Origin of the sequence: Arthrobacter sp. N1 (assembly GCF_048288285.1) — a bacterium.
In the GTDB taxonomy this organism is placed as follows: domain Bacteria; phylum Actinomycetota; class Actinomycetes; order Actinomycetales; family Micrococcaceae; genus Arthrobacter_D.
On record NZ_CP102608.1, the window covers coordinates 982,318 to 995,995 of the forward strand.

The window sequence follows — 13,678 nt, forward strand, 5'->3', positions numbered from 1 at the left end:
CCCGGATACCCCTACGCACAAGGCCGACAAAGCCGAGTGCGTAGGGAAACGACGGAAGTTGAGTAGTGTTTCGTCGCCATACGTGGAAAAAACAAGTAAGAATACTGATGATTCCGTAGCAGCCACTCGTGCTGCCCCCATCCTCCCTTCCTAGGCTGAGTTTCAGACACCTGTCACAAGCTGGGAAGAAGTAGGTCCTTCATGCGGTCTCACAGTCTCGTACACACCCTTGTCCCTCCACCTGCTGCAGCCAGGCCGACCAGGTGGCACCCGGTGCAGGCGCCACCGGGGCACCCGGTGCAGGTGCCACCAGGGGCCTCGGTGCGCTTCATCGGAAGGATGGCCGAGACGGAATCGGCCCTGCAGGCCGTCCGTGATCCGGATTCGTCGGGTGCTGTGGTCGTGGGCCCCCCTGGCGTCGGCAAGACCGCCCTGCTGCACCAGGTGCTGCGCTCCCTCGACGGCAGCTACGTGGTCCGCGTCCGCGGGATCCGGTCGTCCGCGTCCTTCTCCTACCGGGCGCTCGGTTTCCTGCTCTCCGAGGTACCGGGCACCGTGACGCATCCGGCTCTCGTCCTCTCGGCAGTCTCGGCACACCTGCGTGAGGAGGCGGGAGGTCGCCGCATCGTCTTCGCCATCGACAACGCGGAGCACCTCGACAAGGCATCCTCGACACTGATCGGTCAGCTTCTTTCCGGTGACAGTGCCTCCGCCGTCCTGACCGTGACCGATTTCGCCCAGGCGGACCCGGTGTTCATGGGCCTCTGGCGGGCCAGCTCGCTGCGCCGGATCGACCTGAGGCCGCTCTCCTTCGAGGACACGGTGCTTTTCGTCGCCTCCGAACTCGGAGCTCCCGTCAGTCGCGAGGGCGTGGAGGCGTTGTGGTCCGTAGCCGGTGGGAATGCGCAGGCCACCCGTGTGGCCCTGCAGGGTTTCGTGCAACGCGGCGTGTTGGCGCGGCGCGGTGAGGCGTGGGTCCTGTTGCCGGACCGGAAGGGGATCGGACACGACGTGGTGAGCACTTCACCACTCCTGCGCACCCTCACCCGCAACCAGCGGCGAATCGTCGATCTCGTGTCGCTGGCCGGCGGGCTGCCGTGGCAGGATGCCGCTCGGCTCGCCGATCCGTCAGAGCTCGACGCGCTGCAGGACGCGGGCATCCTCGTGGTGCTGGCGGATCCCGAACCCTGCGTGAGGCTCGCCGCCGATGGCCTGGCGGATGCTGTGGCGGAACAGGTCCCCGAGGAGGAAGCAGCCCGTCTGTACCAGGATCTCCGATCCCGGCCCGGAGCTGCCCGGTATCTTGCCGACGATCCGGCTCGCGAGGTGGGCTGGCTGATTCAGGCCGGTCTGTCCGTCGACGTCCAGCTGGGTGTCACTGCGGTCGAGACCCTGAACCGGAGCGGACAACACCGGCGAGCGGCCGATCTCATCCGCATGATCACCACTCGCCGGCAGTCACCCGAGCTGGCCCTCGAGGCGATGATCGCTGCCCTCGGTCAAGGACATCTCAAGGATGCCACCGTCGCATCCGCGACGCTCTCTGCTGCCGAGGTCGAACTCGACCGGGAGGTCTTGATCAGGTACCTGGTGGAGGAGAGCCGCCTGCGTCGGCTCCACGCCGTCGGCGATCCGGCCCTACCACTGGATCGGGCCGACGAGCGGCTCACATCGTGGGGGCTCGACCGGATCGGGCAGCCCCCTGGAGATGCGCAGGACCGCTCGGAGTCCGTGAGTCTCGGCCGACGCGTGCTCGTCGCCCGTGCCGAACTGGCGTCCTTCGAGGGTCGGTACCGGGACAATCTCGCCGACCTCGAGGGGGTGCGTCAGACGGAGCTGTCCTCGTCCAGCGGCCGCGAGGAGTGCGCGTCGCTGGTGGCCCTCCAGTCCCTGCTCCTCGAGGCCATGGTGCTGCAGGAGCCCACGGAGCCCGCACTGCGACTCGCGGGGGTCCTGGCCCGTAACCTGTCGCATCCCCAGGTGGCGCACCAGGCGGCGGATGCCGCTCTCCTGCGGGTGGAGGTGGCTTTCCTCGTCGCAGGCAACTGGGCCGCGGGGCGGATGATCTTCTCGGGCTCCCGACCCTCCTCCAGTTCGTGGTCGCTCCATCGGGGTTCCCTCGCCGATGTCGCTGTGGCGCTGGATCTCATAGCGCGCGAGCGCGTTCGGGACGCGACCGCGCTGCTCGAACCCGTCGTCGAGCAGCTACGCGTCGCCGATCGCTACGGACTGCTGCCCCTGGCCGAAGCTGTCCTCACCTACTGCGATGCCCTGACCCCAGCACTGGATCGCGGGGTGGCGCACCTTCCGCCGGCTGGTCGTGCGAAGGGCAGCCCCTGGATGGTCCGGCGCGCTACGCGGCACTACCAGTTGCTGTCGCAGGCCTTGACCGGGTCCCGTGCCGAGGTAGCCCTGCAACTTCAGGAGCGGGTCCCGAGCGATCGTCGCCGAGGAGCGACGATGTGGGCCGTCAGCAGCCTCCTCTCCGCCCTGCGACTCGGAAGCAGAGCGGCAGCCGCGGAGCTCGAGGCATTGTCAGAGAATCTCGACGCCCCTCTTGCGGAGGTATGCCTGCTCTACGCCAAGGCCATTCTGCAGGCGGACACGGGTCTGCTCATCCGGGCCGTGGAAGCCGCGGCCGCGTCCGGCGACTATCGTCTGGCAGCAGACATTGCCAGATCAGGGATCGATCAGGCTCTGGCCGATGACGACCGGACGGCGTATCGCCTCATCCACCGCAGGCTGAGGGAGGTGCTTCCCGAACGGCTCAAGGATGGACTCGGTGTCACAGCCCTCGGCCTGCTCACCGCCCGCGAGCGGGAGATCGCCGTGCTTGCAGCCACAGGACGCAGCAATCGAGCCATCGCGCAGCACATGTACGTGTCGGTCCGGACGGTCGAGGGGCACCTCTATCAGGTGTATTCCAAGCTCAGCGTCAACACCCGGGCCGAACTCGCCGAGCTGTTTCCCGCGGAGATCGATTCCTGATGTTCTCAGCGCTGTCCGGTGACGTGCCGCTCGTCGGCCGGAAGGCGCTCATCACGGCGATCGAGCAGGCCGTTCGCGAGGCGGACGTGTACGGCGCTTTCGTGTACGGCGAGATCGGGACCGGCAAGAGTGCGATGGCCCGCCATCTGCACGCTCGGCTTCAGGGTGAGTTCGTGCCGTTCCTCCTGTCGCCCGCCTCGGCGCTGGTCACCATCCCCTACGGAGCGCTCGCCCCCTTCCTCGTCGAGGCATCATCAGCGGACATGGCCTCGCCCCTCGCAGTCCTGCGCCGGGTCATGGCCTTTCTCCGAACCCGGGCGGCGGGTCGTCGCGTCCTCGTCCTCGTCGACGACGCCCACCTGCTGGATGATGACAGCAGTCACCTCCTGGCGCAGCTCGTCACGTCCCGGACCATAGCCCTCGCTGCATTCGCCCGCCCCATCACGCCGGTCTCCGACGAACTGGCATCGCTGTGCCGGGACGGCCTCCTCGAACGATTCGAGGTCGGTCCCCTCGGATCGGCCGACGCCCTGGATCTGTGCCGCCAGGTCCTCGGAGGTCCGATCGTCCGCGGCGCGAGCGAGCGTCTCCGCGACGAGGCGTCCGGCAATCCGCTGTTCCTCAAGGCGATCCTCGACGAGGCCCTGGCCCGGGGGAGCCTCATCCGTCCGGACGGCGTGTGGACGCTCGACGTGGAGGAGGTTGCCCTTCCCGCGTCACTCGTCGATCTGGTCCGCTCGATCGCCCTCGGGCTGAACGAGATCGAACGTAAGGCCTTCGACCTCGTGGCGCTTGCCGGTGTCGTTGCCTTCAACGATCTGGTCCGTCTCACCAGCGAGGGGGCCGTGTCCTCCTTACTGGATGAAGGGCTCATCAGGAGCGTCTGGGAAGATCCTGCCTACGCGACGCAGGCGTACTCGCTCTACGGACGGATCGGGCGGTCTCTCGTGCCCGTCGGTCGCAGCAGCAGTCTCCACGATGAACTTCGCTCCATCGTCGGCCCCGGCGGGAACCTGCCCGCATCGGCCGTGATCCGGGACGTCCTGTGGCGGCTCGACTGCGGTGAGCAGGTGCCCGATGAACACCTCCTGCAGACGGCGGAGTCGGCGCTGGCGGGCCTCGATGCCCGGGCAGCCCTCCGGTGCGTGAGTGCCGTTCGGAACGAGAACCTCCTCGGGCTCGCGGACATTCTCCGTGCTTCAGCGCTGATGGAACTCGGCCGGACCACCGAGTCCCGTAGCGCCGCGGACAGGTGCCCGGAGGCGACGGTCGGACCGAAGCAGGTCGCGGCCGCAGGAATCCTGGCGGTCCGCCAGGTGGTCGCGGACGGGGAGGACCCCGTCGCCCTGACGGACGTGCTCGACTGGTGGTCCTCCTGTATCCGCTCCTGGAAGGAAGGCCCACTGCCCGCGGAAAGGGGCAGTCCGGCAGAGGAGGATCCGGCGCTGACACCTCTTCGGGCGGGGGAGGGACCGCCTTCGGCCGATGCCGTGCGGGAGTGCGAACATCACCTCGTGGTGGCTCGCGCCTTCTCGTGGAACATCCTGGGCGAGTACTCCAGGACGGTCGAGGTTCTCGCCGGCTTCGTGACGGAGGGACACGCGAATCACCGCGTCACAGTCCTCGCCGAGGCCACCCTGGCTGAGGCCCTCGGCGCACTCGGACGCGGAGTGGAGGGGCGACGGCACAGCCTCGCGGCTGTGGCCGCAGCCGGCCGACACCAGCAGCCCATCCCTGACCTGCATCGTGGCGCCTTCCTCCGCCACGTGAGCCTGCTGGTGCACAGCGGTGACTTCCGGGCAGCGGAGGAGGCCCTCGCGACCTACACGCCGGGCGAGAGCCGTGACTACTTCTTCATCGGTGGTGGCCTCGCGGTCGTCGACGCAGTTCTTGATGCGCGGCGCGGCTTCTTCCGCGAGGCACTCGCCAAACTCGGTCCAGCCCTCGCCTCGCTGAGGGTGTCGGACCAGGAAGCCCTCCTGCCGTACGCGCTCGGGGTGACCGCGTGGACGGCGGCCGCCCTCGGTGAGATCAGTGTCTCGACCCAGTGCTCGAGGGAACTCGCAGTCCTGCGACACCGCGGCAGCCGCCAGTACGAGCTCTTGGGCCGCGCCTTCGACGCAGCTGCCCGGGCCTTGCTCCGAGCGGATGACGCGAGCGTCCACACGTTGTCGGGGCTCGCCCTTGCCGCTCGCCGACACGGATGGTCCAGTGCCGAGAAGGACATCCTCGAACTGGCCACTGCGCTCGGCGACGACCAGGCGCCCCACCAGCTCCGCGACGTGACCGTTGCCGTCGAGGGTATGGAGGCGGAGGTCCTGCACCACTACGCATCGGCCCTCGTCCGACGCGATGCGAAATCACTCGTCATCGCCGGCGACCGTGCCGAAGTCCTGCAGAAGTACCTGCTGGCGACCGACGCCTGTCGCAGGGCCATGGATGTCTATGGAATGCAGGGCGACGCCCGGTCGAAGCGGGTTCTGGCAGCAGTTCTTCGACGGCGACAGAGCCATATCGACGGCGGCCTGGCGGAGGAAGCCTACGACTCCGACGGCACCACGCCGCTCACCTCACGGGAGAAAGAGATCGCTCTCCTGGCCATCCGGGGCCTGTCCAATCGGGAGATCGCGCGTGCCCTGACGGTGTCCACCCGGACCGTCGAAGGCCACCTCTATCGCATCTACGTCAAGCTGGGCATCAGTCGGCGGGACGAGCTGACGGCGGAACTCGAGACCGTTCTGCGGGCCACCTAGCCGATGCGGTCTGCGCAGGTAATTCCCAGGACTGATCTGAGTAGTTCGACGATTGATTAGGGTCTGCACTACTCGTGATCACGTTTCTCTACGGACCTAAAGTAGGAGGTGTTGGACAGGATGTGATCGGATCACCCGAGCGTCCTGGACGGCCCACGTTCTGGGTCGGCGGCGTAGGAGTTCTCTTGAGACCAGGACTTCGTCCCCAGCCGCCGCCGACCCTCACTCTCACCCTATCGTCGGCACCACCTCCTCGCGAGGGCTGAAGATAACGAATTGACCCCCTGTTCACGAAGAGGGGGCTTTTCGTTGTCTTCGAGGTCCAGTGCTTCCTGCATCAGCTCGACGCGCTGTCGTCGCCGTCGCTGACCCTGTCGAACGACGAACACGAACCCGGGTCCTTGCCCAGAGCCCTGATCGTCCGGACGGTCGTCCGAGAACCGTCGTGTCAGGCCTCCGAGGGCTTTCCGCCGCGACGGGTGGAGAAGACGGCAAGGGTGCCGACGGTCAGGACGCCGAGGCCGGCAGCTCCCCACAGGGTCGTGAAGGATCCGAGGCCGGTGTTGGCCGGCCCCTACGCCGACGCCGCAGCATGCGTGGTCACCCGGCCGGTCACCGTGACCCTGAACCGGAGAACGTCGGTGCGCCACACGGGCGGGGCGGTGCAGGTGCCAACGCCGCCGCGGGAGGAGGACGGCAGACGAGCACAGCTCCCGGATGCAGGCGTCCTGGTGCTCGAGCATCTCGCGGGTGAGCGCATACGGCAGCGGCCTGCTGTCGACGGAGGCGTGGAGGTCAGGAACACCCGGGGCCCAGGTCCGCCGTCTGCAGGACGTCCTGCAACCGCTGGACTGTGGGCGTGACGGAAACCGCGGGCTCGTCCTCCTGCGACACGTCGACGAAGGGGAGATCGACGATCGTCGTCTGTTGTGGAGCGAGGTGAGTGGTGATCACTCCTACGGGCCGGTCACCGTGGAGGAAGGAGGCCACGGGTACCTCGGCTCCGTCGACTGTCGCCGTGCCGAGCGCGGACCGCTCAGGGCCGTAGCCCACCACGTCGGTCCGGACGGTCCCCGGTTCCACTCCGAACGCTCCCGCTCCGGTGACGTAGGCCGGGAGGCTTTCCGCAGCATCCGCGGGGGCGGTATTGGTCATGGTCACTCGAACGGTGTACCCGCGGCTGCCGTCTGTCGTGCACGATCCGATGAGCTGCACCGTGCGCTCGACGTAGTAGTCCATCTTCGCTCCGGTGCCGTCGTTGAAATACACGCCGAACGCCGCGCCGTCCTTGGACGGTCCAGTGATCCGGCCGCCCAGTGCCGTCGGACCGATGACGTCCTGCTCGGCAGGCACATCCGACCAGACGTAGAGCCGCTGCTCCTGACTACTCCTCCTCAGGGAGTCGACGATTCCGGCGCTGTCGCCCTGGCCCTCGGCGAGGGCGGTGAAGACCTGCCCGGCGACCGACGCGAAGTATTCGTCCTGGACGGCCGGGTCCTCGATGCGGGCGTACACATCGGAGAGCAGGGTCGGAACCACGTTCTCCGACGTCAGCGAGGTCGGTAGCCCGGAGGGGACGATGAGGTCGACGAGTCCCCCTTCTCCCGACGCCGCGAGCTCGACGGGACCGGTGGACGCCAGGATGTCAGCAAGGACGACGGCGTCGAGCGCTATCACCCCGTCGATCGTGGATCCCGGATTCCGACGTTCCCACATGGCCTGTGCGGTTGTCGCGACGGTCGGGAAGTCAGGTGTGAGATTGGTGCTCTGGAAGAAGGTGCCCATCTGGCTGGAGTAGATGCGCTCCTGCTCGGCATCGACCTCGATGGGCGGATCGAAGCGGCCCAGGTCAGCACCACTGCCCTGCCCGATCAGCTCGATCGAGCCTGCGTCCGTCCGGATCAGGGCATAGGCGCCGGAGATCCCGCCGGTCGCCCGGATCTCCGCACTGTTCTGGATGAGGACGAGATACGTCCTCGGTCCGTCGGCCCCCAGCATGGGCGGGAGCACCTCGGCTGCGGCCGCGGCACTGTTGAGGGCCCGGCGTGCACCGTCCATGGTGTCGATCGCCTGCAGAAGAGGGTTGGCAACCTCCGGGAACAACTGCTCGCGATCGATGTCCTCCAGCCGCTCGTAGCTCAGCTGCGTGGTTCGAGCAGCCCCTGCCAGGGTGGGGGACACCTCCTGCAAGGGCGCCACGTCGATTCTTCCCTGGTCCGGGGTGAGGCTGTCCCAGTCGAGGGAGTCGAATCTCCCGAGCATGGGAGCGACCGCCTGCTGCACGATATCGTCGGCCGAGACGGTGACTTCGGTGATGGCCGAGAGGTTCGGGCCGAGGATGGGCATGATCGACGCCGCTCTCCAGAGCGGGTCAGTTCCTGCGCGGCGCGCCTCTGTCGTGTGTGACTGCAGCTGGTCGAGTGACCGCTGGGCTGCCGCACCATCTCCGGAGACGAGTTCCGTCTGCAATCGCGGCAGGACATCCGCCGCGGCCTCGAGGTTCGATTTCACCTGGTCCGCGCGGAAGGCGACCCAGGCGATGATCATCAGGGCCAGGAGGAGGAGGGTGAACAGAACGGCGGCGATCCGCACGAGGCGGTGCCTGGTCAGATGGGTGGACGCGAGCTTCGACCGGTTGTCCTCACCGAAGTAATAGGCACTTCCCTCGGCGTACTTCCCCGTGTTCCTGGTGTTGCGTACCACTCGGTAACCCCTTGTCTCGCCTGACGGACGTGCTGCCGAGAGGTGGTTGAGACAGGACCAGTCCCGGCATGGACAGCTCGGTCGATCCTGGCGGAGACAGTCCTTCGACAGGGGCGACCTCCTCACATAGTAGGTCCCAGCGGATGCCGCAGATCGCCGGCCATCCTCGAGAGGGTCCGATGAGGCGAGGGCCGCCCGATTCCCTTAGGGTCGACCGTCGGCGCGCCAGGCGGCCGGGTCGAGCACGTTCCGGCCGTCGACAACGATGCGTCAGCGCCCCGGCCGTCAAAGGAACGGGAGGCAGGTGGTCTATGGGTGAGAAGGCGCCGGCGGTTGGCCGGACGGATGATGACCGTCGCGGCTCGCGCTCCTGCGGCGCCGCCGCCCCCGCATCCGGAGCATGATCCAGGCGAAGAGGGCGCCCACCCCGGAGCCGGCCGTATTCGCAGCGACGTCGTAGGGGCTGGCGACCCGCTCGGGCAGGGCTGCGAGCTGTGTGAACTCTATTCCCGCTGACAGGGCCAGCCCCACCACGGGGCCGAGCCGGCGCCAGCCCTGCGGTGCCAGGATGAAGAAGAACAGTCCGAGCGGGACGAACATGATGACGTTCGCCACCGTCTCGACGAATCGGTAGTCGAACCAGGACGGCCACCCGGCTCGCTGCAGATCGGCGAGGGCTGCACGCAGGACCGTCCCGCCATCCCGGTCCACGGGTCGTGGTGAGAGCACGACCAGCCCGAGCGTGACCAGCCAGAGGATGCACAGTGCCAGCGTGATGCGTCGGTAGCGCGTCGAGGGCAGGGGTGCGGAGGACAGTGTGGTGATCCTTCGGACGGGGGCTGACGACGACGGTCGCGGCGCCCTGGGACATCGACCAGTATCGCAGGACCGCGGCCGGCGCGGCGCCGCGCACGGCGTGCGGTAGGATGATTGGCGATGCCTAGGCGAGGGAGCGGCCTGCTGATCCCGGTCTGTCCGGAGATCATGCGGCGAACTCCGTGATCGACGGTGGCTAGCGACGTCTCCCGGACTGCAGTGCGCAGCCCGAGCGGTGTCCTGGACCAGCCCGAAGCGCGTTCCTCCCGCCGTGGCTTGAGTCCCGACGGCGGTCCACCGGACTGCCGCCCACGTCACCAGGAGAATCCATGACCGATCAGAAGCTCGCAGCGCACGTCCGTACCGAATTCGGCAAGGGCGCTGCCCGCCAGGCCCGCCGCGCCAACATGATCCCCGCGGTCATCTACGGCCACGGCGCGGACCCCATCCACGTCCTCCTTCCCGCCAAGGCGACGACCCTCGCGGTGCGCACCGCCAACGCCCTCCTCACGCTCGACGTCGCCGGTGAGGACCACCTCGCGCTCGTCAAGGACATCCAGCGCAACCCGATCAAGCAGATCGTGGAGCACCTCGACCTCCTGACCGTGCGTCGCGGCGAGAAGGTCGAGGTCGATGTCGCCATCCACATCGAGGGCGAGCCTGCAGCGGACGTCGTCTCCAACCTCGAGGCCAGCACGGTCCTCGTCGAGGCCGAGGCGACCCACCTGCCCGAGACGCTCACCGTGAGCATCGAGGGCCGCGAGGTCGGACAGCACGTCCTCGCCTCGGACATCGTCCTGCCGCAGGGCGTCACCCTGCTCACCGACCCCGAGACGCTGATCGTCAACCTCATGCCCCCCGTGGTCCAGGACCTCGGCGAGACCCCTGAGACGGACGACGACGTCGAGGGCACGTCCGAGGGTGCAACCGCGGCCGACGCCGACGCCGACGCCGTCATCACCGACGCCGACGAGCAGTAGGCAGGATCCGCACGGTGTCCACTGACACCTGGCTGGTAGCCGGGCTCGGGAATCCCGGGCCCGGCTATGCCGGCAACCGGCACAATGTCGGGCAGATGGTCCTCGATGTGCTCGCCGGACGCCTCCGTGGCAGATTCACGACGTCGAAGGTCCAGGCCGTCACCCTCGAGGGCAGGCTCGGTCTCGGCGGACCGCGCGTCGTCCTCGCGAAACCGTCGACCTACATGAACCTCACGGGCGGACCCGTCTCCGGGCTCGCCCGCTTCCACGGCATCGAGCCGGACCACGTGATCGCCGTCCACGACGAGATCGACATCCCGTTCAACACGATCAAGGTGAAGCTGGGTGGGGGAGAGGGCGGGCACAACGGCCTCCGTGACATCAGCAAGGCGCTCGGAACCAAGGACTACTACAGGGTGCGGGTCGGCGTAGGCCGGCCGCCCGGCCGCCAGGACGCCGCCGACTTCGTGCTGAAGGACTTCGGCACCGTGGAGAAGAAAGACCTCCCATTCCTCGTCGATGACGCCGCAGATGCCGTCGAACAGGTCATCACGGACGGTCTCCTCGCTGCTCAGCAACGCTTCCACCCTCAGAAGTAGGAGCGGGAGCAGCGCAGAACCTGCGCAGACCCTGCGCGCCGACCCAGCCCGTACGAGCCTCCCCACGCAGCGGCTGCCTGTAAAGTGAGCCCCTTGGGACGAGCGCTGTGGGGCGAGACTTCATGCTGAGGTGGAAACGGGGAGCCGGTCGAGGACCGATGACGTCGGTGGCTGGGCCGGCGTCGGCCGCACCGGAGCCTGCCCTGTGACGGTCATCGACGGCCGCTGGCCCTTCGCCGGACGAGAGGGTGATGTCCGGGATGCCATGACGGTCCTCGCGGCGGAGGCCGGTCACGGAGTAGTGCTCGTCGGACCGTCCGGCGTGGGCAAGACGATCATCGCGCAGCAGGTGCTCGCCGCCCTGTCCCGGCACTTCGATCACATCTACCTCCGCGGCTCCGCTGCCCACTCCACGACACCCTACGGAGCCCTCAACGTCCTGCTCGCAGAGCTCGACGAGGACACCGCGCGCAGTCCGCTCCTCGTCCTCAGCGCCCTGCAGCGCAAGTTCGCCGGCGCGACGGCCAAGCGCCCCACCCTGATGCACATCGACGGCGTCGAAGACATCGACGAGCTCTCCGCGACGGTGATCGCGCATCTCGCGCGGGTCGGCGCCGTGCGACTCCTGGTCACCTGCGAGGACCTCCTACGGGCGCCGGGGGAATTCTTCGACCTCTGGAAGGACGGCGTCCTCGAGCGCTTCGACATCCACCCGCTCACGCTCGCCGCGGCCACGGAACTGCTCACGGCAGCCTTCGGCGCCCCGGTGTCGCGCTCCGCCGCGCAGGAACTCTGGTCAGCCAGTGGCGGCAACCCCAAGTACCTGCAGATGGCGACGAAGGCCGACGTCGTCTCCGGCCACCTGTTCTCACGCGACGGGGTATGGGTGACGCAGGATGCGCCGCGTCCCGACTTCGGGCGGTCGGTCACCGACGGGACCGCCACAACACTTGCGGCGCTGCCCCCTGACGACCGCGCCGCGGTCGAGGTGCTCGCCGTCTCGGGCAGCCTCCCGGTCGTCGTCCTGCTGAAGGCGGTGCCCGCGGCCACTGTCGACGCCCTCCAGTCCGACGGTGTCATCACGGTCGACGTCGGCGCCGCACCCCTCGTCCGTCTCACCTACGGGGTGTTCGCCGATGTCGTTCGCGCGCAGCTGCTGTCCGGCGCCGGCAGGGAAGCGCTCAGGACCGTCGCGGGACTCCGCGACGAGCCAGAGGTCCCGGTGCAGGGCCGCATGACGCTCGCGCTCTGGGCCCTCGACAACGCCGACGCCCCCACGGCGGCGGAACTCGTGGGGCTGGCACACCTCGCCAATGACCACCGCATCGAGGGAGCCGCCCGTCGACTGCTCGATGCAGTCCCCGCCGACGACTTCGGCAGCACCGCCGTCGTCGAGCGGACGCGGCAGCTCTGGATCGAGGGACACCTGGCCGAGGCCCTCGGAACCGTGGAGGCGCTGCTGGCGGATGACGAACTGTCCCTCGGGGACTGGGTCGATGCTCGCCTGCTGGCTGCACGGTTGCGGGTCCGCACGCACGGACGGGAGCGCGGGACCGAGGACCTCCTGCACGACGTCACCTCGCGGCTCGACGGCGAGGCCGAGGATGACGTCGTGCTCGAACTCCGCGGCAGGACCGATGTGGTACGGCTCGAGCTGGATGTGTTCGAGGGTAGGTTCGAGAAGGTCGCCGCGCGCGTTCCGGAGCTCCTCGCCACGTGGGCCGAGGACACGCGCTGGAACATCCGGATCCGGAGCCTCGTCAGTGTCGTCGATGCAACCCTCGGATCCCAGGAGCAGGGGGTCGCCGTCGCCCGCACGGTCACGTCGAGGCTCGTCAACTCCCCGTCCGACCCCCTGGACAGGGAGGCGGCGATCGCGCGTCTCTACGAATGCCTCTTCCTCGCGGGGCACTGGAACGAGTGTTTCGACCTCGCGACCGACGAGGGAAGCCGGTTCGATGGTCGACTCTTCGGCGGATCCCCCTGTGAGTTCGCGGAGGGCGTGCTGCTGGCCTACCTGGGCCGGAGCGGCCAAGCGCTCGAGAAGCTGCTGCCCGCCATCAGCCAGTTCCGCATCCGCGACCGGCACGGGTTCCTCCCCCTGGCCGAGGCCGCAGCCGCTTATGCCGAGGTGCTCGAGAGCGATCCCGAGGCCGCCGAGGACCACCTGCAAGCCATCGACCTGAACGGCCGACGCTACTCGTGGCACCTGCGCGAGGCCGTGCGGTATTTCAGCCTCCTCGCAGAGGCCTGGCTCGACACCCCTGGAAGAATCGCCACCGAATTCATGGAGCACGCCCTGGAGCTCGGCGCCAGGGGCTATCGCGGCGCGGAACTGTTCTTCCTCAGCCAGTCCGTGCAGCTCGGGCGGCACGAGGCCGCCGAGCTTCTCGCCGCCACGGCCGCGGCGGCCGACGGGCCACTCGCTGACCTGGCGGCGGGCTTCGCCGAAGGCCTGGCAACGCGGGATCCCGGCGCGCTGAAAGCGGTGGCACTCCTCGCCGTCGACGCCGGCAACCACAATCTCGCCGGAGACATCGCCGCCCTCAGCATCGAGCACCTCTCCGACAACGACGACCCCATGATCCGTGTGCACGCCGAGCAGATCCTCCGGAAGACCTCCACTCCGGCCCGACGCAATGTGCGGCGGAAGCTCCTCAGTGAGCGTGAACGGGCGATCGCCCGTATGGTCGCCCGCGGCGTTCCCAACAAGGAGATCGCCCAGCAGGAACACATCTCTCCGCGGACCGTCGAGGGGCACGTGCACCAGATCATGTCGAAGCTCGGACTCTCGAGCCGCAAGCAGCTCTCCCTCGTCTTCGGACAGCAGCAGTGACCG

7 protein-coding genes are annotated in these 13,678 nt (G+C 68.2%); 5 read left to right on the top strand and 2 right to left on the bottom strand.

Annotation, left to right across the window (positions count from 1 at the left end):
* Window positions 1-339: 339 nt before the first annotated feature.
* The gene (locus NVV32_RS04535; protein ID WP_422391530.1) at window positions 340-2,988 is read left to right on the top strand and encodes a LuxR C-terminal-related transcriptional regulator; all 2,649 of its coding nucleotides are present in this window, start codon (window positions 340-342) and stop codon (window positions 2,986-2,988) included.
* Complete coding sequence (locus tag NVV32_RS04540; RefSeq protein ID WP_422391531.1) at window positions 2,988-5,741, top strand: LuxR C-terminal-related transcriptional regulator; 2,754 nt, start codon at window positions 2,988-2,990, stop codon at window positions 5,739-5,741. Before NVV32_RS04535 ends, NVV32_RS04540 begins: the two co-directional genes overlap by 1 nt.
* A gap of 795 nt (window positions 5,742-6,536) precedes the next feature.
* On the opposite strand, the gene NVV32_RS04545 is transcribed toward NVV32_RS04540, so the two are convergent.
* Both NVV32_RS04545 and NVV32_RS04550 read right to left on the bottom strand, forming a co-directional pair.
* The gene (locus tag NVV32_RS04545) at window positions 6,537-8,444 is read right to left on the bottom strand and encodes a DUF4012 domain-containing protein (RefSeq protein ID WP_422391532.1); all 1,908 of its coding nucleotides are present in this window, start codon (window positions 8,442-8,444) and stop codon (window positions 6,537-6,539) included.
* A 309-nt stretch (window positions 8,445-8,753) separates the two neighbouring features.
* Window positions 8,754-9,173: a VanZ family protein gene (locus tag NVV32_RS04550; RefSeq protein WP_157365836.1), complete on the bottom strand. Its 420-nt coding sequence runs from the start codon at window positions 9,171-9,173 to the stop codon at window positions 8,754-8,756.
* Window positions 9,174-9,589: 416 nt separating this feature from the next.
* On the opposite strand from NVV32_RS04550, the gene NVV32_RS04555 reads away from it, so the two are divergent.
* The 3 genes from NVV32_RS04555 to NVV32_RS04565 all read left to right on the top strand — a co-directional run bounded on the left by NVV32_RS04555 (window position 9,590) and on the right by NVV32_RS04565 (window position 13,675).
* Window positions 9,590-10,240 (top strand): 50S ribosomal protein L25/general stress protein Ctc, encoded by a 651-nt coding sequence (locus NVV32_RS04555; protein ID WP_055770280.1) that lies wholly within the window; start codon window positions 9,590-9,592, stop codon window positions 10,238-10,240.
* Window positions 10,241-10,254: 14 nt separating this feature from the next.
* Window positions 10,255-10,839, top strand: coding sequence for an aminoacyl-tRNA hydrolase (gene pth, locus NVV32_RS04560; RefSeq protein ID WP_055770283.1), 585 nt, complete (start codon window positions 10,255-10,257; stop codon window positions 10,837-10,839).
* A 205-nt stretch (window positions 10,840-11,044) separates the two neighbouring features.
* The gene (locus NVV32_RS04565; RefSeq protein ID WP_422391533.1) at window positions 11,045-13,675 is read left to right on the top strand and encodes a LuxR C-terminal-related transcriptional regulator; all 2,631 of its coding nucleotides are present in this window, start codon (window positions 11,045-11,047) and stop codon (window positions 13,673-13,675) included.
* Window positions 13,676-13,678 lie beyond the last annotated feature (3 nt).

Bases quoted from the DNA above. Each gene is read 5' to 3' on its own strand.
- NVV32_RS04555 (WP_055770280.1), top strand. From the start codon at position 9,590: ATGACCGATCAGAAGCTCGCAGCGCACGTCCGTACCGAATTCGGCAAG.
- NVV32_RS04540 (WP_422391531.1), top strand. From the start codon at position 2,988: ATGTTCTCAGCGCTGTCCGGTGACGTGCCGCTCGTCGGCCGGAAGGCG.
- NVV32_RS04535 (WP_422391530.1), top strand. From the start codon at position 340: ATGGCCGAGACGGAATCGGCCCTGCAGGCCGTCCGTGATCCGGATTCG.